The 25,150-nt window shown below is 35.5% G+C and carries 20 protein-coding genes; 16 read left to right on the top strand and 4 right to left on the bottom strand.

Going from position 1 to position 25,150, the window contains the following annotated elements; translation table 11 throughout:
• The first annotated feature begins 443 nt into the window (after positions 1–443).
• On the top strand, positions 444–866 hold the full coding sequence (gene ndk / locus ACFIKE_RS03745) for a nucleoside-diphosphate kinase (protein WP_375625004.1): 423 nt from the start codon (positions 444–446) through the stop codon (positions 864–866).
• Positions 867–1,172: 306 nt separating this feature from the next.
• Here the strand turns inward: ndk and pgsA are convergent, their stop codons facing one another.
• The 3 genes from pgsA to ACFIKE_RS03760 all read right to left on the bottom strand — a co-directional run bounded on the left by pgsA (position 1,173) and on the right by ACFIKE_RS03760 (position 5,067).
• Complete coding sequence (pgsA, locus tag ACFIKE_RS03750; RefSeq protein ID WP_375625003.1) at positions 1,173–1,754, bottom strand: CDP-diacylglycerol--glycerol-3-phosphate 3-phosphatidyltransferase; 582 nt, start codon at positions 1,752–1,754, stop codon at positions 1,173–1,175.
• A gap of 72 nt (positions 1,755–1,826) precedes the next feature.
• The gene (gene uvrC / locus ACFIKE_RS03755; RefSeq protein ID WP_375648429.1) at positions 1,827–3,806 is read right to left on the bottom strand and encodes an excinuclease ABC subunit UvrC; all 1,980 of its coding nucleotides are present in this window, start codon (positions 3,804–3,806) and stop codon (positions 1,827–1,829) included.
• 397 nt (positions 3,807–4,203) lie between these two features.
• Entirely contained in the window at positions 4,204–5,067 is an 864-nt protein-coding gene (locus tag ACFIKE_RS03760; RefSeq protein ID WP_375648430.1) for a 23S rRNA (adenine(2030)-N(6))-methyltransferase RlmJ, read from the bottom strand.
• 1,637 nt (positions 5,068–6,704) lie between these two features.
• Between ACFIKE_RS03760 and tatA the strand changes: the two genes are divergently transcribed.
• From tatA to ACFIKE_RS03805, 9 genes are all read left to right on the top strand, one after another.
• The gene (gene tatA / locus ACFIKE_RS03765; RefSeq protein ID WP_273788360.1) at positions 6,705–7,016 is read left to right on the top strand and encodes a twin-arginine translocase TatA/TatE family subunit; all 312 of its coding nucleotides are present in this window, start codon (positions 6,705–6,707) and stop codon (positions 7,014–7,016) included.
• 55 nt (positions 7,017–7,071) lie between these two features.
• Positions 7,072–7,476, top strand: a complete 405-nt coding sequence (locus ACFIKE_RS03770) for a twin-arginine translocase subunit TatB (protein WP_375625916.1) — start codon at positions 7,072–7,074, stop codon at positions 7,474–7,476.
• Positions 7,473–8,255, top strand: a complete 783-nt coding sequence (tatC, locus tag ACFIKE_RS03775; protein WP_375624998.1) for a twin-arginine translocase subunit TatC — start codon at positions 7,473–7,475, stop codon at positions 8,253–8,255. The genes ACFIKE_RS03770 and tatC overlap by 4 nt, the downstream gene beginning before the upstream one ends.
• Positions 8,256–8,315: 60 nt before the next feature.
• A complete protein-coding gene (gene serS / locus ACFIKE_RS03780; protein WP_375648431.1) occupies positions 8,316–9,593 on the top strand; it encodes a serine--tRNA ligase in 1,278 nt (425 codons plus the stop codon).
• A 133-nt stretch (positions 9,594–9,726) separates the two neighbouring features.
• On the top strand, positions 9,727–10,386 hold the full coding sequence (locus ACFIKE_RS03785) for a protein-L-isoaspartate(D-aspartate) O-methyltransferase (protein WP_012754986.1): 660 nt from the start codon (positions 9,727–9,729) through the stop codon (positions 10,384–10,386).
• Between the two features lie 155 nt (positions 10,387–10,541).
• Positions 10,542–11,723 carry a peptidoglycan DD-metalloendopeptidase family protein gene (locus tag ACFIKE_RS03790; RefSeq protein WP_375648432.1) on the top strand — a complete coding sequence of 394 codons (1,182 nt, stop codon included), beginning with the start codon at positions 10,542–10,544 and terminating at the stop codon, positions 11,721–11,723.
• A 684-nt stretch (positions 11,724–12,407) separates the two neighbouring features.
• Positions 12,408–12,860 (top strand): preprotein translocase subunit YajC, encoded by a 453-nt coding sequence (yajC, locus tag ACFIKE_RS03795; RefSeq protein WP_375625922.1) that lies wholly within the window; start codon positions 12,408–12,410, stop codon positions 12,858–12,860.
• A gap of 459 nt (positions 12,861–13,319) precedes the next feature.
• Complete coding sequence (locus tag ACFIKE_RS03800; RefSeq protein ID WP_273723333.1) at positions 13,320–13,706, top strand: Mth938-like domain-containing protein; 387 nt, start codon at positions 13,320–13,322, stop codon at positions 13,704–13,706.
• A gap of 873 nt (positions 13,707–14,579) precedes the next feature.
• Positions 14,580–15,440: a phytoene/squalene synthase family protein gene (locus tag ACFIKE_RS03805; protein ID WP_375625925.1), complete on the top strand. Its 861-nt coding sequence runs from the start codon at positions 14,580–14,582 to the stop codon at positions 15,438–15,440.
• Positions 15,441–16,357: 917 nt separating this feature from the next.
• Here ACFIKE_RS03805 and ACFIKE_RS03810 read toward each other — a convergent pair.
• Positions 16,358–18,247, bottom strand: a complete 1,890-nt coding sequence (locus ACFIKE_RS03810; RefSeq protein ID WP_375625927.1) for a peptidyl-prolyl cis-trans isomerase — start codon at positions 18,245–18,247, stop codon at positions 16,358–16,360.
• A 154-nt stretch (positions 18,248–18,401) separates the two neighbouring features.
• Here ACFIKE_RS03810 and tpiA point away from each other — a divergent pair, with 154 nt between their 5' ends.
• The 6 genes from tpiA to ACFIKE_RS03840 all read left to right on the top strand — a co-directional run bounded on the left by tpiA (position 18,402) and on the right by ACFIKE_RS03840 (position 24,194).
• Positions 18,402–19,166 (top strand): triose-phosphate isomerase, encoded by a 765-nt coding sequence (gene tpiA / locus ACFIKE_RS03815; protein WP_375624990.1) that lies wholly within the window; start codon positions 18,402–18,404, stop codon positions 19,164–19,166.
• 82 nt (positions 19,167–19,248) lie between these two features.
• A complete protein-coding gene (gene secG, locus ACFIKE_RS03820) occupies positions 19,249–19,704 on the top strand; it encodes a preprotein translocase subunit SecG (RefSeq protein WP_375624989.1) in 456 nt (151 codons plus the stop codon).
• A gap of 127 nt (positions 19,705–19,831) precedes the next feature.
• A complete protein-coding gene (locus ACFIKE_RS03825; protein WP_375648433.1) occupies positions 19,832–21,460 on the top strand; it encodes a CTP synthase in 1,629 nt (542 codons plus the stop codon).
• 36 nt (positions 21,461–21,496) lie between these two features.
• The gene (kdsA, locus tag ACFIKE_RS03830) at positions 21,497–22,333 is read left to right on the top strand and encodes a 3-deoxy-8-phosphooctulonate synthase (RefSeq protein ID WP_375625933.1); all 837 of its coding nucleotides are present in this window, start codon (positions 21,497–21,499) and stop codon (positions 22,331–22,333) included.
• Positions 22,334–22,403: 70 nt separating this feature from the next.
• The gene (gene eno, locus ACFIKE_RS03835) at positions 22,404–23,675 is read left to right on the top strand and encodes a phosphopyruvate hydratase (protein ID WP_375648434.1); all 1,272 of its coding nucleotides are present in this window, start codon (positions 22,404–22,406) and stop codon (positions 23,673–23,675) included.
• Between the two features lie 111 nt (positions 23,676–23,786).
• A complete protein-coding gene (locus tag ACFIKE_RS03840) occupies positions 23,787–24,194 on the top strand; it encodes a TM2 domain-containing protein (RefSeq protein WP_375625937.1) in 408 nt (135 codons plus the stop codon).
• Positions 24,195–25,150 lie beyond the last annotated feature (956 nt).

Consider the following 25,150-nt stretch of genomic DNA (forward strand, 5'->3'; position numbering starts at 1 on the left):
AAAGGACGTAAAACAAAACAGTCTCTTCAGGGTATTTTAGGTGTACGCTATAGTTTTTAATTATATGGTTATTTTTTGATTGATCTCAATGTGTGTAGAAGGATTTTCAAACCTAGATCGAAGTATCTAGGTTCATCCTCTTTAAAGAAGAAGGCTTTCAAAAAGGTATATATTTTGCATGTTTGGCTTTTCTTATGACTTCAATGATAAATTTGATGAGAGGCATTTAAGATTATACAAGAAGGTTCAATGTTTATTGAGAGTCGGTAGCGCATCTTTATGATGGGATGAGAAATTACAGGTATTTCTATCAAAGTTTTCTTTATAATTCATTCTATATTTTTGAGAATTTGTGTAGATTTTTGCAGAGTCACTTGGCAAATCGCTTCTTGCTCGCTATAGAAATGGCGAGAGAATATTATAAATGAAATAAAGGTGATTAAATGGCTTTAGAGCGTACTTTTTCGATGATTAAACCAGATGCAACCCGTCGTAATTTGACTGGCGCAATTACTAAAATGCTTGAGGATGCGGGCTTGTGTGTTATTGCGTCTAAACGTGTCTGGATGAGCAAACGTGAGGCTGAAAATTTTTATGCTGTTCATAAAGAACGCCCTTTTTTTAGTGAATTGGTTGAATTCATGTCTTCTGGTCCAACTGTTGTACAAGTTTTGGAAGGCGAAAATGCAATAGCTAAAAACCGTGAAGTAATGGGGGCTACGAATCCTAGTGATGCAGAAGAAGGGACAATTCGTAAGGTTCATGCTTTATCGATTGGCGAAAATTCTGTCCATGGATCCGATAGCGCTGAAACGGCAAAAACAGAAATCGCCTTTTGGTTTTCTGAGGTAGAAATTGTTGGTTAATCAAGAGTTTATAAGAAGCAAAAATCCGAAACACTATATTTCGGTTTTTTGCTTATGAGATTATAGACTTTTTTGAAAGCATAGGGAGCATTCATCGTTGTTAGCATTTAATATTGCAGCTGCTTTTGCAAGAATATAAAATCTATTTACTCTTTTTTTGAAGAGCTTTTATCTACATGCCACCCTTACTTGTAATGTGCAAAAGAGCGTTTTATTGATTTATCATTAAATGAATCAATCTTATGCTATTTTCGTCTTTTATTTAAGTACAAAAAGATAAATTATCATTATAAATCTCCATACTATTCATAGGATAACGTGTTTTAAACCTGCACGAAAATAATCCCATCCTGTCCACAATGTAAGGAGGGCAGAAATCCACAGCATAGTAATGCCGAACTCTATTGTGTAAGGGAAAATTTTATTACCGGCTGGTCCAGCTAAAAGAAATACAATAGCGATCATCTGTACAAAAGTTTTCCATTTTGCAAGACGAGAGACAGGAACACTAACTTTTAACTCAGCCAAATATTCACGTAATCCTGATACAAGAATTTCTCTGCAAAGAATGATAATAGCTGCCCATAGTGTCCACCCAGCGATGGTACTGTCTGCGGCAAGCAAGAGCAAACAAGCAGAGACGAGAAGTTTATCAGCAATTGGATCTAACATGCGACCAATATTGGATGTTTGTTCCCAAATACGAGCAAGGTAACCGTCAAGAAAGTCAGTAATGGATGCAACGATAAAAATGGACACAGCAATCCAGCGGGTGATATCACTTGATTGTAATCGCCCTTCTAAAAAAAAGCATGCAACAACCATTGGGACTGCGACAATTCGTGCATAAGTTAAAATATTTGGAAAAGAAAAAGTATGATTTTTCATGGAGCCATTTTTAATTCTTGTGAAAGAGAATATATTTTCTAAACGTAACAAGGCAAAGGTTATGAAACAAGCCTATTTTTCATGAAAATGGTTATGAATTTTTTGTGCAATTGTCATAGAAATTCCCGTAACTTTTTTTAAATCTTCAAGTGAGGCACTAGCAATAGCCTTGGCACTTCCAAAATGATGAAGCAACGCACGCTTTCTTGTCGGACCGATATTTTCGATTTCATCAAGTGGGTTTTTGAATGTTTCTTTTTTTCGTTTTATCCTATGAGCTCCAATCGCAAAACGGTGTGCTTCATCACGTAGACGTTGCAAAAAATAGAGGATAGGATCACGTGGAGGAAGTGTAAAGGGGGGGATACCTTTTATAAAAAATCGTTCACGTCCCGCATGGCGGTCAACACCTTTGGCGATTCCAACAACTGTGAAGAGGTCATTTAATTGTAATTCAGCAAGTATTGCATGTACGCTGTTGATTTGTCCTTCACCACCATCGATTAAGATAAGATCAGGCCAAATGGGAAAAAGATCATTATCTTTTATGTCATGACTTCTATTTGACTGATCATGCTCTTTTATAAGGCGTGAAAATCTTCGTTTAATCACTTCTTTCATCATGCCAAAATCATCGCCAGGCGTGATATCTATTGAGCGAATGTTGAATTTGCGATATTGATTTTTAACAAATCCCATTTGACCAGCAACAATCATAGCACCTACAGCATTTGTTCCCATGATATGAGAATTATCATAGACTTCTATCCGGCGTGGAGGAAAAGGTAGTTGGAATGTTTTGGCAAGACCTTGAAGCAATTTTGTATGAGTGGCTGTTTCAGAAAGCTTATGTTCAAGTGCTTCATGAGCATTGAGATAGGCATGATTAACAAGAGTTTTCCGTTCACCTTGTTTGGGTAAAGAGAGAGACACTTTGTGATTTGCTTTGAGACTCAATGCTTCTGTAAGAAGTGTCTTTTCTTCAATTTCTTCAGATAAAAGGATGCTTTTGGGAAGTGGTTTATCATCGTAAAATTGAGCAAGAAAACTCGCTAAAATTTCAGTACAGGAAAAAGAGGGATCTGCTTTAGGAAAATAGGCACGGTTTCCCCAATTTTGCCCCATGCGAAAAAAGAACACTTGAATACAGGTCATTCCTTCTTTTTGCGCAATTGCAAATACATCCGCTTCTTTTATCGTTTGAGGATTAATACCTTGATGGCTTTGTATATGAGAAAGGGCTGATAAGCGGTCACGATAGGAAGCTGCTTGTTCAAAATCAAGATTTTCTGCGGATTTATGCATAGCTTGAACCATATTACTTTTAATAGATTGATCTTTTCCCGAAAGGAACGCTTTTGCTCCCCTCAGCAGTTCTTTATAATCATTGTCACTAATTTCATGGGTACAAGGTGCAGAACATCGCTTAATTTGATAAAGCAAACAGGGGCGTGTACGGTTTTCAAAAACTGAATCAGTACAGGTTCGTAATAAGAAGGCGCGTTGTAAAACATGAACTGTTTGTGTCACTGCACCAGCAGAAGCAAAAGGACCAAAATAGTGAGCTTTTCGTGTTCGGGCACCACGATGTTTGTAAAGTCCAGGCACTCGATGATCATCTGTAATCATAATATAAGGGAAACTTTTATCATCACGTAGTAATACATTAAAATGTGGATGCAATCTTTTTATGAGATTGGCTTCTAAAAGGAGTGCTTCTGTTTCTGTATGGGTGACGATAAATTCCATATGATATGTTGCGCGAATCATGCGGGTAATACGATTATTGTGTCCTTGTTCACGTGTATAGTTTGAAACACGTTTTTTGAGATTACGAGCTTTGCCAATATAGAGAACATCACCATTTTTACCAATCATCCGGTAAACCCCTGGCTTATGCGGGAGGTGTCTAACAAACTCTTGTATGAATTTGACACCTTGGAATTGATTTTTCTCATTATTTTGATTGGCATTATTCCATGTAATGTTAGAGAGAAAAGAAAGCTTTTCCCCTTCATTTTGCGGACAATTTGTATTATTTTTCAGGACCATTCCGTTTATTAAGAATATGCTTGTTGTTTAATATATGAAATATTCTTTTTTATTAAATAATGATTATTTATATCTTTATAATTTTTTCTATCAATAAAATCTTATAGCATAAGAGTATGATTTTAGAGAGCCGATCTTTTATAAAAAATATAAGAGTTGTTATTCTAAAATAGTTTTATGAATTTGCTCAATTTATCCATTAAAATGATTGGAATAGGAAATCTATAATGATTAAGAGGATAGACTTTCTAAAAGGGAAAAAATTAATTCACGCTGATCGTTGTTAGCATATCATTATAACATGTTGATATTATCTAAAAAATCAAAGAACTTTATCATTTAATGCGTTTGTATCTTACAACATGATATTTGATTTAGAAAAAATATAGAGAAAGATTTAACATAATAGATGTTCTTTTTGAAGCCACTTATGCGTTATTTGGGCATTTTCATCTTGTCCCAGACGGTTGATAAGAAAGGGGCTGAGTTTTTTCATTTCTTCTTCCAAAAGATAAGGAGGGTTAATAATAATCATACCACTTCCATTCATTGTCGGTGGACTTGAGCTTTTTCGGATACGCATTTCAAGCTGTAGAATCTTAGGAATTCTAGTTTGATAAAGCGCGTGAAGAAAACTTTCAATTTCTTTATCATATTTAACAGGATACCATAAAGCGTAGATCCCTCCAGAAAAGCGACGATAGGCTTTCATTAATCCCTCAATAAGGCGGGAAAATTCTCCAGTTTTTTCAAAGGGAGGGTCAACAAGGATAAAGCCACGTTTTTCTTTTGGTGGTACATGAGCGTTCAAGGAAAGCCAACCATCTAAATGCAGAACTTTTGTCTGATAATCTCCGGCAAAGTTTTTTGCTAAAATATGATAATCTTCGTTGTGCAATTCTATTGCGGTGAGGCGATCTTGTTTCCGTAATAATTGACGAATAAGAACAGGAGATCCAGGATAAAATACAATTTCTTTTTCCCCTTTATTAAGGGCATCAATGATATCACACCATGGACAAAGGAGTGCTCTTAAATCTTCTGGGATAGGAGTTGAAAAAAGCCGTTGGACACCTTCGCGCCACTCTCCTGTTTTATGTGCTTCTAAAGAAGAAAGGTCATAAATACCGATTCCAGCATGCGTATCTATAACGCGAAAAGCTTTTTCTTTGCGTTTGAGATATTCTACAATGCGAGTGACAATAATGTGTTTAAAAACATCAGCAAAATTGCCAGCATGATAAATATGCCGATAATTCATGGAATAAACTCTATCATATGTATAACTGTACCGGATTATTAGCATAGAATATTAGAATTGATATCCATAAAAATACTCTTATAGAAATCAAATAATACCCTCACTCCCAAATAATACCCTACAGAAAAATATTAATGTCATAGGAGCATTTATTCACTGGGCTATTTTCATATTATGAGATTCATCATTAAGATCTTAAATTTTTTTATATGAAAAATAGATAGGGAGAGGGCAAACATTTCAATAGAGATAGTTATGTTGTAAGAGAAGTTTCTTATGATCGCGGACTCTTTCAGGAAAACTATAAAAGACAAGCAATTAACGAGAATATTAGTGAAGTTTGTTAAAAAATTTAAGGTTATCTTTCAAATTCGTTCATAAATTTACTTGTTTAAAGATTAAAGAATTTAAAATGCTTGATAAAAACATTGTTACATTTATCAGTTTTTTTAGCGAGCGTAAAATTATGGATAGAGCAATAAAGTGCTGGTATTATAGTGATAGATTTTTATAAAAGTGTGGATGAATCTCATTGGTTTAAGCGAAACCCAAGCTTTATATTATACATGCTAAATGGCTAGATTATTGTGTATGGTGCTAAAACAAAACTTTTAAAAAGTGATATGTTCTCTGCAAGCGATCTCAATAAAATGAGAGGTTTTTAACTAAAGTAAATAGGTGTATCTATCTCTAACACTGTATTATCTAGCGGCTTTATGAGATAATCTTATAAAAAGACTAGGATAAGAAATTCTTTTACATGGATTGTGCTTCGATTCCATGCTTTTGATTGGATGTAATTTTCTATTAATGCCCATTCTGTTTTCAATACTGAGATAAGTTAAGCACATGATATTATGAGAACGCATGCCCAGAATCCGGAGACTTGTAATAGTTAGGGCATGCAGCGGTTCAAAGAGCTGGTTATATGGAGGTATTTTACTGAATAAAGGCGCAAGCTGGTACCATTTTTATTTTTTAGTATTGGCCATACCTCTTGGCACTTGACCTGATTCATAAAGTGCATTTTTACTCTTTCCGCGAATAGTTTTTATCCACACGTCAGATATTTAATTGAATGCGATGATGGCTTATATTTCGTATTGTATATGGAATAATGGATGATAAAATTCCCACCAACGCAAAGAATAAATCTTATGCGTAAGATGATAGTTTTTAAAGAGACTGATGATGTGTCAAGAAAGTTGTTTAGAGATTTTTCTTTCTGAATTTTTTAATTGAATACGTAAATTTTTTTACAGCATGGTATGTTTTTTATCAGTAATGGATAATTTGGAGGAAATATTTGTAATGATACGTACAACATTGTTTAAAAGGAAAGACATGAGCTATAGTATTTACAGGAAGATGAGTAACTAAGAGATCAGATGAAGTTATTTTAGAAAAGTTTTTAAGCTTTTTTAATTTTATATGAAGCGGTTTATCATTTTTGAATGGTTTGTGTTATAATACGCTAAGAAGGGATGAGATGATAAAAAGTTCTTTTGCAATAAAAGCGTGTGATTGTTTTTAAGTTAAGAAGAAAATATATAATTAAGATATTATATTTGATACATTCTTCAGAGGAAGCATGAATAAATGAAATCAAATTTAAAAGCATAAAGTTAGAGAGAGTAATGGGTAATATTTTTTCACCAACGCATTTAATTATAATTTTACTGATTATCTTTGTGCTTTTCGGTCGCGGTAAGATTTCTGAATTAATGGGCGATGTTGCTAAGGGAATTAAAGCCTTCAAAAAAAATATGAAGGAAGAAGATGATGGCATTGAGGATAAAGTTGAAATGGCTACTACTTCCCAAATAATTGATGTAGAATCTCAACAATCTCAGCCATTATCGGTAAAACATGTAACAGCGCGCAGAAAGGCTTCTTCTGCTTCTAAAAGAAGCAAAACATCTGTTGCTAAAAAACAGCGTGTCAAATAACAAAAACGTAATCATCATTGTGCGTTATTTTTTGATGAGGAAGTCGAATTAAGAGATGTTTGGGATTGATGGACCAGAGTTTGTCGTAATCTTACTTGTTCTCATCATTGTTGTTGGACCGAAAGATTTACCTAAAATATTAAAGACAATAGCAAAGGTAAGAGCTCATATGTGTTTAATGGCAAAAGAGCTGCGTCATCAGTTTGATGATGCAATAAGACAAATCGAGCTCGATGATTTGCAAAAAACATATTCGGATATTAGCGATTCAAGCAAGAAGTTGACAGAGACTTTTGATCCCATTCAAAATACATTAGAAGATATCCACGATAATTTGGATGTTAAGGCAACACACCATAAATCAGAAAAAGGTAAAGATTTTTTGGAATGCGATCACAACGTAACCAATAAAGATATGACAGGATCTATAGCTTCTAAAGATAAAGAAGATGTGTCATGAATGTTAAGAAAGATGAAGTTGATGCCCATATGGCACCACTTTTAGAACATTTAATCGAACTTCGTCAGCGAATTATTGCTGCCCTAGTTGCATTTATGATCGCTTTTATGATGTGTTTTCTTGTTAAAGATTATATCTTAAATTTTTTACTATGGCCGTATCAGTGGGCAATGAAAATAGCAGGGGGTAATCCTGAGGATATTCGTTTGCAATCAACGCAAGTATGGGAAACTTTTTTAACGAAGATGAAGCTTTCTGCTTTTGGGGGAATTATTTTATCTTTTCCCTATACGGCTTTTCAGTTTTATAGTTTTATTGCACCAGGGCTTTATAAAAATGAGCGTATGGCTTTTTTACCATTTCTCATTGGGGGGCCTATTTTATTTTGTATTGGGGGAGCGTTTGTTTATGGTCTATTAGCGCCAATAATACTATGGTTTAGCCTTTCTCAACAATTTCTTCCAGATGTTCATTTGAAAATAGAGTTTATAGTGCGTATTTCTGATTATTTGGGCTTTATGACATCATTTATCCTAATTTTTGGTTTGATTTTTCAATTACCTCTTGTCATCAGTCTTTTAACAAAAGTTGGATTTTTAACGTCTCATGATTTGGCGTCTAAACGAAAATGGGCTATTTTACTTTCTTTTATCATTGCGGCAATCATAACGCCGTCGGATTTTTTTACGATGTTTGCAGTGGCTTTACCAACGATAGCACTTTACGAGATTTCAATTTTAATTGCTTACAGTATAGAAAAGAGAAGAAAATCCGCTTAAGAAAAGTGTATAATCTTATGCGATAAGAAATTAATAAAAAAATATAAATGAGGAATTTTTATGCTTGATATTAAGTGGATTCGTGACAATCCTGAGAAATTAGATAAAGCACTCGTAAGTAGAGGTCTTGAGCCGCAAGCTGAGAGGTTAATACAACTTGATCTTGCACGTCGGTCGCATATTGCTAAGGTACAATTGGCGCAGGAACGTCGCAATGCGGTTTCAAAGAAAATAGGACAGGCTTTAGCGGTATCTGATCAGCAAAAGGCTGAAAGCTTTAGAGCTGAAGGTGAAGAGATTAAAATCTTTCTTTCCTCTGCAACAGCGGAAGAAAAACAGCTGACGGAGAGTCTTGAAAAAATTCTTTCAGCACTTCCAAATATTCCATTAGATGATGTTCCAGAAGGTAAAGATGAAAGTGATAATGTCGTCATTCGACATTTTGGTACACCTCCAACATTTAATTTTACACCAAAGGAACATTTTGATCTTGGTCAAGATCTCAAGCAGATGAATTTTGAACGAGCTAGTCGTTTGTCTGGAACACGTTTTACAATACTTTCAGGGGCGTTAGCACGGCTAGAACGGGCATTAGGTCAATTTATGCTTGATGTGCATGTCAATGAGCATGGTTATACAGAAGTCTCAATACCTTTTCTTGTTCGTGATGAGATTGTTTACGGAGCAGCACAATTGCCGAAATTTGCTGAAGACCTTTTTCGTACAACAGATGGTCGATGGCTTATTTCTACGGCAGAAGTGCCATTAACCAATTTGGTCAACAATGAAATTCTTGAAATATCAGATTTACCACTGCGATTTTCTTCTTTATCTCCCTGTTTTCGTTCAGAGGCGGGAGCAGCCGGTCGTGATACGCGCGGTATGTTGCGTCAGCATCAATTTTGGAAAGTTGAAATGGTCTCAATTACCAGTGAAGAGCAGTCTTTAATTGAATTAGAACGTATGACAGAATGTGCGGAAGATATATTAAAACGACTTGGTTTGCCTTTTCGCACAGTGGTTCTTTCTACGGGTGATATGGGGTTTGCAGCACGTAAAACCTATGACATCGAGGTTTGGCTTCCTGGTCAAGAATGTTATCGTGAAATTTCTAGCTGTTCAGTTTGTGGAGATTTTCAAGGTCGTCGTATGAATGCACGTTATCGTACAGAAGGCGATAAAAAATTGCATTTTGTTCATAGCCTTAATGGTTCTGGTACAGCTGTTGGACGTTGTCTTATTGCCGTGCTTGAAAATTATCAACAGGCTGATGGATCAATTGTTATTCCAGATGTTTTACAACCTTATATGGGAGGCATGCGTTGTATTACTGCTTAATTTTACGAAAGGAGAGACAATATGCGTTTATTGCCAAGAGGTGATAATATGCAAACGCAAGTTTTTGCCATTTTAAAAGAAGCAGTTTGTCAGTATAATAAAAGTGCACCTCCATTGGGGATTGAATGATACTATGGGGCAAAAGGGTATTTTACAATTTCGTGAGGAGTTAGCCGCTCTTGTACTGAAAATGCGTAGCAAAGGCATTGATGACGTGCGATTTTTTTCGGCATTAGAGAAAATTCCGCGTCAACAGTTTGTTTCTGCTCCTTGGTTTAATAGTGCTTATGATAATAAGGTTATTCCCCTTGAGTGTGGTGAATATATGGAACGTTTGGAAGAACAACTCTTAATTCTTTCGGCATTATCGTTGAAAAAAAGGCATCGCGTTTTAGAAATCGGTACAGGATCTGGTTTTTGTACTGCGCTTATGGCATGTCTGAGTGACCGTGTGACAACGATTGATCGTTATAAAACGCTTGTTGATTTGGCGCGCCAAAAATTTCAAACTTTAGGAATTGAAAATATTATTATACGGCAGATTGATGGAAGTCATAGTGTGACAGGCTTGGGATCATTTGATCGCATTCTTATTTGGCCATCACGTTTTGATGAACCCAAGGAATTTTTAGAACTTTTAGCTGAAAACGGAATTCTCATTCAGGCGATAGGACCTGACGAAGGGGTACAAACGGTGACGCGCTATACAAAAATTGGTAGTCGATTTGAGTGTTTAGAACTGTTTCAAGTGCGTTACCAACCTTTTATTAAAGGCATTGCGGAGATACTTTAATTTTTGAAAGTTAAGAAAGTGCTGCAAATTGTCTACGTTAAATTCATTTTGATCTTATATAAAGATATTTATGAATAAAACATCTCATTTTAACTCTTCGGTAATTTAAAAAAGCTTTAATAGAGTGAGTTGATTATTGATGAGTGAGCGAAACGATGTGTTTAAAAGCTTTGGATAATATTTTCCAGCATAATTTTCAGAGAATAACTTTTTTAGCGGTGGTAACTATTGTTGCTGGCTGTAGTTCTGGTACACAGCGTTTTTCCAATATTGTCTCTCATCGTACGGTATCATCTCAATCAAATATATCGAGTACTATGTCTACAGATCCGCGAATGCTATCGTACGGTAGTGGTATGATACAAAGCACTGAATTGCCGCCTGTGGAATCAAGCGATGATTCGTGGGGAGATGACAATTCTCCCTATAATTTTCCACATCAAGGTAGGATAACTTCTTCTGATGGTCGCGTTATGGGGGCCCCTCCACGTAATCTTGGAACACTTTCCCGTTCACAAATGGATAAATCTCCTATTTTTCGGCGGAACTCTTATATTGTCCAGAGTGGAGATACACTGCTCAGTATTGCACGACAAATAGGGGTTAGTGTTGAGGCATTAAAATCAGCAAATGGTATAAACAGTAATTCCATTTATATCGGTCAGGTACTTGTTGTTCCAAGCAGGCGTACATTAGCAGCTTCAAATGCACACAATAATAACGATTGGGCAGTGTCAACAACAGAATCTGCCTTCCAATCTCAAGTGATGTCCTCTATAAAAAACAAGAAGTCCTCTCCTATATATAAAACTCCTGTAATAACGCCACCTTCTGCAAAGATGAACAAATCAAGTTCTGAGAAAAATTTTTCTAAACAGATGACGCAATTGAATCATGAGACTGGTTTGTCAAATACTGTTACGAATACAGATAATATGACGACTCCGCAAGCCACAGGAATTTCTAAGATGCGTTGGCCAGTACGAGGGCGTTTGTTAAGCCAGTTCGGTCAAAAAAAGGGAACAGTAATGAATCGAGGAATAGATATTGCAGTGCCGGAAGGATCTTCGGTAAAGGCGGCAGAAAATGGTGTTGTTATTTACGCGGGAGATGGATTAAAAGAGCTTGGTAATGTTGTGATGATTCGACATGAAAATAATATTATCACTATTTATGGATGTAACAGTAAACTTGTTGTTAACAAAGGACAAAGGATAAGACGCGGTGATGAGATTGCTAAATCTGGTGTTTCAGGAAATGTTAAAACGCCACGTGTCTATTTTGAGATGCGTAAGAATTCATTACCTGTTGATCCCCTTAAATATTTAGAAAACTAATTGATTGATGACTTTAAAATTTGAATAGTCTTACAGTTTATAGAAACTTCATGAAAAACAATTGATTTTCTTAAATCAATAACATTGCAGCAAAAAATCATTGGTTTAATCAGAGTATTTCGTTGGAGCGTTAGATATTACCATCTTTGTGTTTATGAAAGTGTAAGGCAATAGCATCATACTATTTGTCAGCTTTCAGTGTTCCAACTGCTCTTGCATTTGAGAGAAGCATGAAAAGAGATATTTCACGCTTTTCTTAAAAAGTTTTTATCTACAGGCTCATTTCATATGTGAGACGTGCAAGAAAATCGTTTTGATTAATTCAGAGGGTTTGAAATGAGAGTATTTTACTGTACTTAGATCTGTCATTCGATATCAAAAACGATAAATTATCTATATAAATTAAAGTTTTTTCATGAGAAAAATTATCTTGTATAATTTATTGAGTTAGTGAAAAATTTTATATTTTAGGATATATAATAGGGGAAAGTGAATCTATTTTAAAGATTTTTCTCATTGTATTTTGGTATTCTATCTCTTAAGGATTTATTGCATTTTTGTAAAGCTGTGATTAGATTATGTAGTTATTGCTTTTTATGATAAATTCTTTAGGAATTTTTTCTGTATCGGAATTTCATTTTAATAGAGTGGGAAATACCTGAGGTTTAACTATAGGAGATGAAAATGTTTATTACGAACGCTTATGCTCAAGTTGCAGGCGATGTTTCCGGTGGAATTTCATTTGCTAGCGCTGTCCCTCTCATTTTAATTTTTGCAATTATGTATTTTTTTATGATTCGTCCACAGCGTGCTCAAATGAAAAAACGCCAAGAAATGCTTAATGCAGTACGTCGTGGTGATACAGTTATAACGGGTGGTGGTATCATCGGCAAAGTTACGAAGGTTCACGACGAGAGTGGTGAATTAGAGGTTGAAATTGGTGAGAGTATGAATATTCGTGTTATTCGCTCAACATTAGCTGATGTGCGCGTTAAAGGTGAGCCGATTGCAGAAAAAAAATCAAAGCTTAATGCTAAAACAAAAACACCACAAAAGTCTAAATCTAAAACGACAACGAAAGAAAACATGAGTGTCTCTAAAGAGAAAAAAGCTATATCAAAAGAAAATGCATCTTAAGGTGTAATGTCAGTTTATTACATTTTTTCAGCATTTTTATAAAAAGCTTGGCAAGATCAGGACAATTTCATTGGAAAAATAGCTTTTATAGTGGCTACAGAAAATGGAGTTTTTGTTTCCTTGAGATTATTAAAATAGTTGCTTTATTTATAGAATATTACGCAATTTTTTTCTGTTTTTTAAACAAGATCATTGTTTCTATAAAAAGAAACTTGCGAGTAAATAAGCTGAGAAAACTTTTTAAAAGATAGATTTATTTAAGCAGGTATAGCTTTTGATTGCGGTTTATTATCAAATTTTCATATACTCGTTGTATGAGAAGATTAGGGTTTTATTAAAATTTCCACTTCAATACTAGGCTATGGTTAAGATATCAATGTTTGTATCAGCCTTCCTTTAATTTTATGGTGAGAAGTAGCAAAGACAATTGGATTATTCAAAAATAAAGGGTGCTTGTTCATGTTCGATGCAATTCAAATTCGTGAAGCGCATTTTCCAAGTCGCGCACCTATTGATGCTTATGGAAATGGTGGATTTCGTTTTGCTGATATGTCTCATAGAGGTTCTATTATTTGTGTACCATCAGGTATTTATGGCATTGACATGGCAGGACCTATTCCCACTCAAGAGGATATATCTCGTATTTTAGAAGAAGCTTCTGAAATCGAAGTTTTATTAATAGGTACTGGCATTGAATTATTGCGATTACCTGAAGAGTTACGGGTTCTTTTATGGGAAAAACGTATTTCATCAGATACAATGAGTACGGGAGCGGCGGTGCGTACATTTAATGTTTTATTGGCTGAAGATCGCGCTGTTGCGGCATTATTATTTGCGGTAGAATAGAGTATTGTTTAATAAAAAAATTCTCTCATCTAGTATGAAAGAATTGTGTGATTACTTTACTGCGCCGTAAAATACCGTCGTTTAAAGTGGTGATATAAGGGGAATAAAATATACATAACTTAACACATTAAGTGTTTTTAAATACAGCAGCAAGTATTCAGGGCAGAGCTTGTTCGTAGTTCAATGAATCACATGAGTGATCAACTCTTGGCACTTGAGGCAGTTCATAAGAGACATTTTTAATTCTTTCTTATACAGTTTTTACCTACAAGCCAGCCCTGCTTGTGACGTGCAAGGGAATAGTTTTGATTGAGTCAACATGGAATTGGTTTGAAATGAAAGCATTCTACGATATTTGGGATTCTAATTTAACATATAAAACAATAAATTATCATTATAAATAAATATGTTGATAGTAATAGAAACTCACCGAGAGCAATTGGATTTTTTACAAATTGGTATTGGTAAGAATCTTTGTCCTTTAGAATGGGGAGGAGGTCAATGATTTGATGAAGTTTTTATGATCAGTGCATTTTTATAAATAACATTGTCATCTATTCGGTGAAAAAGTGTTTTGCGTTGTTTGTTATTCTAAGTTTCACTATGCATGGTACGATTAGTTTTTAGCTTTTTTTACTGCAAATGAAAACTTGAGGTTCGATAAGATAAGTTTTATCAGAAAAGTTATTTATTTAATTTTTTTCTTTCTAAAACGAAAAGTGACTAGAAAAGAAATTTTAATTCATAATACAGTTAAGAGACACATTTAAAAATCTTATTTTCTGAGCTGTATTTGCTTATCCCTCATTTTTTAATATGAATAAAAAGAGGATATTAATTTCATTGCTAAAAAAGGGACGTTAATAGGTTCGAATGATAGGCTCTCTTCCTTATTGTCTTGATATTTTACGTACCATAGATCGTGATCGCTATATATCGGTTTTATTTGCGCCTAAAAAAAAGCGCCAAGCATTGGCTGCTCTTTACGTATTTAATGCTGAAGTTTCTCGTATTCGCGAAAGTGTACATGATCCACTCATAGGAGAAATACGGTTACGTTGGTGGTATGATTCTATTGCTCATGGTGAAATACAAACGAGTGGAAATAATCCGATTTTGAGTGATTTATTGAAAGCAATGACTCTTTTTAATTTACCTAAGACAGCTTTTTTACGTTATTGTAATGCACAAATTTTAGATCTTTATCACAATCCAATAGAAACGCTTCATGATCTAGAGCATTATTGTGGTGAGACAGCAAGCATAATTTTACAGCTTTCTTGTCAGATATTAGATCCTGATACTGCACAAGAGTTTACAGATATCTATGAACATGGAGGGATATCTCAAGGATTAAGTGGTGTATTGCGTCTTTTATCATTCATGCAATCACGATATCAATATTATTTACCTACTGATATATTAAAGGCTGTAGGAGTGAATAGGGAAGATTTGGAATCTCATCGTCTCAGTGATCAACAAAAGGGTCGTATTGTTGAAGCTATGGTAGCATTATCGCGCGATCATTATACCCAATTTCACGAGTATTCTTGTGCTTTACCTAGAGTTCTTAAGCCAGCTTTTCTTCCATTGGTCATTGTACCGGCTTCTCTTCAAAAAGCTATACAGCTGGGGGCTGAAATTTTTCAAGAGAATGCAACGTTGCCATTGATATATCGCTATTGGTTGATAACAAGGGCAGCAATAAGCGGCAATTTTCCAAAGATATTGTAAAAGAATATTACTATGTCGGAATGCGTAACATATAGACTGATTTTCTCATATGAAGATAAAAGGAACTATGGTGTTTCCAAACCATTTTTTGTTATAAAAAATGTTGATGTTTTGGTTGTTATGAGCGCAAAAGAATAAGAAATTTTATGATCTTGAAAATACGATGTATTTCTTTATCGGTAATATGTTTTATTCAGTGTATTGGAAGGGTGAGATGCAGAGAAAGAAAAATATGAGATAAAGCTCAATACATTGGTTTGTTTGATGAAAAACTTTTAAGTATGTTGATTGTATCTCATTTGCAAATGAAATAAAATTTCTATTTTATGAGAGAAGTTGTCTTGGCAGTCTATAAGTCTATAAAAAACTCTTATTTTTGAGAAATTATAAAATCATAATTGATGACTGTTATGATTTATGAATATATTGATTTATAATGATAATTCGTTTTTTCTCATATTGAATGAGAGTCTTGAATAGAAAAAGATTTCTTCATTTTTATAATGAATTTTAAAAATAGTTTTTTTGTATATTATAAGTTGGGTGTGTAAATGAAATCATTTAAAGAAAAAGCAATACGCTCCTTATGAATGAGTATTAAGAGTAGCAATATGATAAGCTATAAATGAATGACGATAGGGATGACATTTATAGCTTAATGGGTATAGCTTAGTGTGCGGCAACTTTTACAACCTTTGGATGGATAATATTTTTTAATGCGTTGCAAAAACGACTCTACATTCCGTTGACTATTTTCTCGCAAATCCATACATGCACTGATTTGCGAGAGAATTAATCATTATACAAATACTGATCCTAAGATATGGAAACAAGAGACCTATCTTACCTCTTCAACTATAGACGAAGAGTTGATGGAAACTTTATCGAATAAGTTCTTTAAATTATGCACAATCTTTTTATTGGAGAGCGTTAAAGATCTGATTATAATTTGTGCTATTAATTTCCAAAGGGTGTTCTTTATTGGCAACTTGTAGCATTTCTAGCTTGAGATCTTCTCTTATCATCATATCTATATTGGTGCGAACCTCAGTTGAAAGAGTATGAGGCGTGATATCTTGAGGCATGGTTACAGTCTTTATTTGATAAATGATACGGTTTGTTGAAACTGGACCTTTTATGATGCCATAATGACCTTTGGGAGCAGAAAATAATGCTTTAATCCCTTCAACGCCAAGGGGGGCAAATGAGTCTTGACGCCGGAGGGCTGGTGTTGTTTGTTTTGTAACAGCAAGGGTATGAGCAAGAGCAACAAGACTTTTTCCTTCCGTGAGCTGCTTGAGAGCATTTTGGGCTTTTTCATCAAGAAGACGTTGAATTTCCTCACTTTTCCATTGAGAAAGAACATCTAGCTTAGCCTCTTCAAGTGTCTTATCGCGGGCAGGAATAATTTTATCGACCTTATACCAGAGATAACCACCATTTTGAAAAGAGAGAGGATCAAGATCGACTCCTTCGTTTGATTGATAGATGGCATTCAGTAAAATATCTTTTTGAGGTAAATCCGTGAGTATTGCACCTTCAAGCGTTTTTCCCGTTTTATCAATGGTAATTGTGCGCAAAGATAACTTGTATTGATCAGCTAGCTCTTTGAGAGAAGCACCCTCAAAACGAGCATTTTCAATGGCTACATAATTGTTACGAATATCATCAGTAGCACGATTTTTGGCAAGTGTTTGGCGAATATTTTCTTCGACACTTTCAAAAGGAAGAGAGCTTGAGGGTTCAATATGTGTGACGCGAATGATAACAGGACCCTGTAAGTCATTTATCACAGGACTGACTTGGCCTTGTTGAAGTTCAAAAACTTCAGATGCTAGATGATTAGGAAGTTCATTTTCTGCAATAGGCCCTTTTTTTATGTCATTAAGAGTCTTTTTTTCAGCTTTTACCAGTTCATCAAAACTCAATCCATCAGCTATTTTTTTTACTGCATTATCGGCTTCTTCACGTGAGGGGAATCGCAGTTCCTCGAATGTACGCTTTTCAGGCGTTACAAAACGTGAAGCATTTTGTGTATAATAGGCTTTTGCCTCATCTGTTGAGATATCTTTAGGTTTTACAAAATTATTAAGTTCCATAGATAACAAAGAGACAGTGCGGTATTCTGAAGCACGAAATTGACTTTGATGTGTTTTAAACCATTTTTGTAGTGTTTCGTCATCAGGATCAGCAATTGTTTCCTTTTCTTTTAGATCAATAACGAGATAATCAGCAATACGCATTTCTCCTTGATAAAGAGCAAGTGCTTTATAAAAGAGATTTGGTGCTTTCATATCAGAGAGTAAAGCTGAAATAAGTTGGTTACGCTTTTCTTGTTTGGAGTAATAATTAAGAAAAGCACTTTCACTAATACGTAAATGCTGAAGATAGTTATAAAATAAATTTTTATCAAAAGTGCCATTTACTTGGAACATCTTATCAGAACCAATCGTATGAGCTATTGTATCTTTTGAAAGACTTATTTTCATTTTACGTACTTGTTCATCAAGCAATACATTTTGTTGTAATTGATTAAACACAAAAGCAGGAATTTGGTATTGCTGCATTTCATTTGCTGTAAACATACGTCCAAGATGAGCCGCCTGGGCTAAACGTGCACTTTGATCGGCAAGTGCGAGACGATAATCATCGACAGTTACTGTGGATTTTCCAGAAGTAATAAGATCTCTTTCACTTTTTTTGTGTAAATGCGGTACCCCCCATAAAAGAATGAAGCATAAGAGTAAAATAGCAAGGAAAATTCTGAAAATCCAAGAATTTGTAGCACTTCTTATGACGTCAAGCATTGTTCAATCCTATTTTTAACATAAATTATTACAAAAGCAGTAATAGAATTTGCAATAAAGAGACAAAAGATGCAAGCTTTAAAGACTTGCTTTCATGTTATAATTTGGTAACTACAGATAAACAATGTATTGTAAGAGCTCTTGAGGTGAAAATATGTCTCCAAATACTCGGCCTTTTCTTGCTGGAAATTGGAAAATGAATGGAACGGGTGAAACACTTGGAGAGTTGCGTGCTATTGCTACAGGCGTTAGATCTGATCTCAGTCATCTTTTTGAGGCGCTTATTTGTGTCCCAGCAACGCTTTTATCCCGTGCTTCTGATATGCTGGATGGCAAAAATCTCCTTTTGGGAGGACAAAATTGTCATTTTGATGATCATGGTCCCTATACTGGAGATATTTCAGCTTTTATGCTTAAAGAAGCAGGAGCAAGTCATGTCATCATTGGGCATTCAGAACGTCGTACAATGTACCAAGAAAATAATGCGATTGTTTGTGCCAAAGTGCAAGCTGCGTGGCGAGCAGGTCTTGTGGCTCTTGTATGTATTGGTGAAACATTGGAGGAGCGTAATAATAATAAAGTACTGGATATTCTCACGCAGCAGCTTGAAGAATCTTTACCAGATGATGCAACAGCAGAAAATACCATTATCGCTTATGAACCTGTTTGGGCGATAGGCACCGGCAATACAGCGACTCCAGAAGATATTGCAAAAGTACATCATTTCATTCGTGATAAGGTGCGCTCTCGTTTTAGTGATGAAGGCGATAAGATACGTCTGCTTTATGGTGGGTCCGTAAAGCCATCCAATGCATTTGAGCTTTTAAGCATTCCTCATGTTAATGGTGCTTTAATAGGTGGAGCAAGCTTAAAAGCGATTGATTTTTTAACTATTTGCGATGTTTGTCGTAAACTATAGTAGAGAAATTTTAGTTTCTCCTTGGATTGTGTGTTATTTATGTGTAAATAGCTATGAAAGAGTTATTTGAAGAGCAGGGTTTATGCAAACAGTACTTATAGTTATTCATTTGTTGATTGTGATTACTCTGGTTGGTGTTATATTAATCCAACCTTCAGAAGGTGGTGGGCTAGGTGTGAGTAATAGCTCAGGGTTGATGAAAACTCGTGGATCTCGAAATCCTTTAACACGTTTGACTGCTATTTTAGCCTGTTGTTTTTTTGTTGTGTCTATTGGGCTTACCGTGGTGGGTAATATATCAAATTCTAGTTCTGATATTTTAAAGCGTATACCGGTTAATTCAGAACAGAATTCTACCAATAAAGGATCAGAATCAGTCCCATCATCAGATGGTGAGTCTTCTTCCCCTTCTATTCTTGAACAGCTAGGAGGCAATTCGAATTCTCCGCAGGAACAGAAACAGTCCACAAATCCTGAAGCAGAAAGTCCAGTTCCACCGGTTCTTGAAAATACAGTTCCGGATAACAGTACGAAATAGTTTTTTAAGAAAATATAGACTTTTTAAAAAGGTGATTTTTTCACCTTTTTTATTTTAGAAGAAAAATTGTTTCTTTTTGCATTTTTTGCTGGAAAAATCATTATAAATTGCTTATCACCATAAGCCCATGGCACGTTATGTTTTTATTACTGGTGGTGTGGTTTCTTCCCTTGGAAAAGGCATCGCAGCGGCGGCGTTAGCAGCGTTATTACAGGCTCGTGGTTATCGTGTACGTCTTCGCAAACTTGATCCTTATTTAAATGTTGATCCAGGTACGATGTCACCTTATCAACATGGTGAAGTATTTGTGACCGATGATGGTGCAGAAACGGATCTTGATCTTGGTCATTATGAGCGTTTTACTGGGCGTTCTGCAAATAGCCAAGATAATATCACAACAGGGCGTATTTATCGCAATATCATTGAACGAGAGCGGCGTGGTGATTATTTGGGGGCAACAGTCCAAGTTATCCCTCATGTTACGGATGAAATTAAGAGATTCATTACGATGGGAAATGAAGAATTTGATTTTGTTTTGTGTGAGATAGGCGGAACGGTTGGTGATATTGAAGCAATGCCTTTTTTAGAAGCGATTCGTCAGCTTCGCAATGAGCTACCGAGACAAAATGTCGTTTATGTCCATCTCACATTAATGCCTTATATTCCTTCAGCAGGTGAATTAAAAACGAAACCAACACAACATTCTGTCAAAGAATTGCAAGCAGTTGGTATTTCTCCTGATATTTTGCTTGTACGTGCAGATAGATCTATTCCAGAAACAGAACGGTGCAAATTATCACTTTTTTGTAATGTTCGCTCCAATGCAGTCATTCAGGCATTAGATATGCCAACAATTTATGATGTTCCTATGGCATATCATAAGGAGGGTTTGGATTCTGAAGTTCTTTGTGCTTTTGGAATCGATTCGGCACCTTCCCCTCAGATGGATCGTTGGGAAGATATTACGCATCGTATTCACCATCCTGAAGGAGAAGTTACGATTGCTGTTGTAGGAAAATATACGGGTTTAAAGGATGCTTATAAATCTCTTATTGAAGCGATTGCACATGGTGGTTTAGCGAATAAAGTAAAAGTTAATATTGAGTGGATTGATTCGGAACTTTTTGAAAAAGAAGATTCTGTTTCAGCTTTACAAAAAGCCCATGGAATTTTGGTTCCAGGTGCTTTTGGGGCACGAGGGGCAGAAGGAAAGATTCGAGCAATTCAATTTGCACGAGAGCGTAAAGTCCCATTTTTAGGGATTTGTTTTGGGATGCAATTAGCTTGTATAGAAGCTGCGCGCAATATTGCACAGATTAAGAATGCTTCGTCAAGTGAGTTTTGCGAAACAGAAAATCCAATTGTAGGTTTAATGACAGAATGGCTTAAAGGAGACGTTCTTGAAAAACGTACAAGAAATGGTGATCTCGGCGGATCAATGCGTCTTGGTGCTTTTGCTGCTGAATTAAAAGAAGAGAGTCATATTGCTCAAATTTATGGGATAACCAAGATTGTCGAGCGACATCGTCATCGTTATGAGGTCAATATTGATTATAAGGATAAGTTAGAACAGTGTGGTTTGATTTTTTCTGGGATGTCTCCTGATGGTATTTTACCAGAAACGATAGAATATGCAGATCATCCATGGTTTATTGGTGTTCAATATCATCCAGAATTAAAATCTCGTCCTTTTGATCCTCACCCGCTTTTTTCTTCTTTTATTGAAGCCGCTGTAGAACAAAGTCGATTAGTTTAATGCATAAATTGGGTTACTTTGCTTTTGAGGGATAAAATGACTAAACCAAATGCCCGTGTGAAAGTTGGAAATATTATTTTTTCAAATGAAATGCCTCTTTCATTAATTGCAGGGCCGTGTCAGATGGAAAGTCGCGATCATGCTTTTGAAATGGCCGGTCGTATTAAAACAATTACCGATCAGCTTGGTATCGGGTTTGTTTATAAATCGAGTTACGATAAAGCTAACCGAACTTCTTTGGGTGCGGCACGTGGTATTGGTCTTGAAAAGGCAATGGCTGTTTTTTCTGATTTAAAAAAAGAGTTTAATTGCCCTGTACTAACTGATGTGCATACAGAAGAGCAATGTACAATTGTTTCTTCTACGGTTGATATTTTACAAATACCGGCTTTTTTATGTCGTCAAACAGATCTTTTGGTAGCAGCCGCCAAAACAGACTGTGTTATTAACATTAAAAAAGGTCAGTTTTTAGCGCCGTGGGACATGGAGAATGTTTTAAAAAAGGTTGTTTACAGTGGTAATCCGAATGTTATGCTTTGTGAGCGAGGCACGTCATTTGGTTACAACCGACTTATTTCTGATATGCGTTCATTGCCTATTTTACGTTCATTTGGTGCTCCTGTTATTTTTGATGCAACGCATTCTGTTCAAGAACCTGGGGGGCAGGGTGCTTCATCTGGTGGACAGCGTCAATTTGTTGAAATTTTAGCGCGTGCAGCTGTTTCTGTTGGGGTAGCTGGTATTTTTTTAGAAACACATCAAGATCCAGATAATGCACCTTCTGATGGACCCAATATGGTTAAACTTGATAATTTACAAAGATTGCTTGAGACTTTAATGGAGTTTGATTATCTGTCAAAGAAGTTGAATTGAGAAGAGAAAAACACTTCATTAATAGGACATTAGAAATGAATCAAGACTTTTATTGGATAAGGAAACACATATGACTATAATTGTCGATATCATTGGACGTGAAGTTCTTGATAGCCGTGGTAATCCAACGGTAGAAGTTGATGTTCGTTTGGAGAATGGAGCTTTTGGTCGCGCTCTGGTTCCATCGGGAGCTTCAACAGGAGCACACGAGGCTATAGAGCTTCGTGATGGTGGTTTGCGCTATCAAGGGAAAGGTGTTGAAAAAGCGGTTGCTGCAGTTAATGGCGAAATTCTTGAAGAACTTGGTGGGCGGGATGCAACAAATCAAATTGCTATTGATCAAGCAATGATTGCTTTGGATGGAACGCCAAACAAAGCCCGTCTTGGTGCCAATGCACTTCTTGGTGTTTCATTAGCTGTTGCAAAAGCAGCTGCGGATTCATTAAATTTACCTTTGTATCGTTATATTGGTGGTACACAAGCGCATATTCTTCCAACCCCCATGATGAATATTATTAATGGTGGCGTTCATGCTGATAATTTGATTGATTTTCAAGAGTTTATGATTATTCCTATAGGAGCTCCTACTGTAAGAGAAGCTATCCGTTATGGCGCTGAGATTTTCCATGCATTGAAAACGCGTTTAAAAGATGCGGGTTATAATACCAATGTTGGTGATGAAGGTGGTTTTGCACCTCAATTTAAAAGTTCTGATCAAGCTATTGATTTTATTATGGAATCTATCATGATATGTGGCTATAAACCAGGTGAACAAATTGCCATTGGTTTAGACTGTGCTTCAACCGAATTTTATAAAAATGGTTCGTATTTTTATAAAGGTGAGGGCAAATGCCGTGACATCCAAGAGCAGGTAGATTATTTAGCGCAGCTTGTGAAAAATTATCCTATTATTACAATTGAAGATGGAATGGCAGAGGATGATTGGGAAGGTTGGAAGTTACTCACTGACACAATTGGAGAAAAATGTCAGCTTGTTGGCGATGATTTGTTTGTAACGAATTCAGCACGTTTGCGTGATGGTATTAAAATGGGGGTAGGCAATTCTATTCTCATAAAAGTTAATCAAATTGGTACATTGAGTGAAACACTTGATGCTGTAGAAGTAGCACATAAAGCAGGTTATCGTGCCATTATATCTCATCGTTCAGGCGAAACAGAGGATTCTTTCATTGCAGATCTTGCGGTTGCAACGAATTGTGGACAAATTAAAACAGGTTCTCTTGCGCGTTCGGATAGATTAGCAAAATACAATCAACTTATTCGTATTGAAGAAATGCTAGGAGCCCAAGCGCGTTATGCTGGTGATTTATATCGTGTATAGTTGCGAGCAAAGAGTGTGAGAGTATGATATTATTTAGACTATGAAATTGAGATTTTTTATCAAAGGCATATACGCAATAATTTTTAAGTGTTTAAATTTATAGGGATTAATATGAGAGGTATAATTATTAGTCAAGACCAAGGAAATTATCTCGTTTCGGGTGATGATGGTAAACGTTATCAGTTTGCGACTTGGGATTGGTTGGGAAAGAATCCACCAAGGATTGGTAATGCTGTTGATTTTGTCTGTGAAGGAGGTGTTGTCAGTTCTGTTTTCCCATTGTTGAGACCAGGTACAGAGAACACAAAGATAATGTTCGCACTGCTTTGTTGGGTTGCTGGTATCTTTGGTGTTCATCGCTTTATGGTTGGTAAAGTTCGGACTGGTGCTTTAATGCTGGTTCTATCTTTATCATTGTTTGGATTGATAATTACCGGTATTTGGGCAATTGTTGATTTTATAGTCATTGTTGCTGGAAGATTTACGGATAAAGATGGGAATCAGATTACAGATTTGTAAAAATTTTATAATAAAAAGAAAATAATTAAGTTTACTTTTTATTTCAACCAATATATTGAGTTGCATAATGCAAGATTATTGTACTCTATTTCTTTAATGTGAGATATTAAGAGGAATATGCACAGTTGAATAAAAGTATTGAAAAAGACTGTGCTATTTTATGTAGGTAAAACAACGACGTAAATCCACTAAGGTGTGTTTTGTATTGCTGCTTATAGCAGCAGAAACATTAGATCATTGGGGGGATCAGAGCTATTTTAATTTCACGTTTATCACGGCTGCTACAAATTTTATTTACACCGTGAGGTTAATCAACATATTATAAAAAGAAATAATCTCTTTATGAATAACACATGAGGAGCAGCTTTATAGGTGTTAAAGATGAAAGGTACGATTATTGGTCAAGATCAAAGGGTTTATCTCGTTTTTGGAGATGATGATAAGCGTTATCAATTTTTGCCTGAAGATTTTTTAGGGTAAAAACACCAAAGGTAGGGGATACCATTGATTTTGTCTGTGAAGGGATACCATTAAATCTATTTTTCCTATCTCTGTTGAAGGTCAGTCACAAAAATTAAATGTGATGCTAGCGATCGTTTACTTGTTTTTTTGTGCATTGGGGATTCATCAATTTATGGTTGGTAAAATTGTATCGAGCCTTATAATGCTTCTTATTAAGTGTAATAGGTCTACTATTTCTGGGGATCGGGTTTTTGACAACTATACTTTGGGCATTGATTGATTTTATATTTATTTTAACAGGAAATTTTAGGGACAAAGATGAGGGTAAATTGAAAATAACAAATTATTTTGGTGTAGATTTGGTAATGAGGTATTAATCAAAATCGTGCATAGTTGGGCAAAATATTAAGAAATTTTTGCTGTAAAGACTGTGCTATTTTATGTGGACAAAGCAGAAACGTCGATCAATCAAAGTACGCTTTGTACTACCTCTT

Source organism: Bartonella sp. MU70NMGDW, from assembly GCF_042194085.1.
In the GTDB taxonomy this organism is placed as follows: domain Bacteria; phylum Pseudomonadota; class Alphaproteobacteria; order Rhizobiales; family Rhizobiaceae; genus Bartonella; species Bartonella grahamii.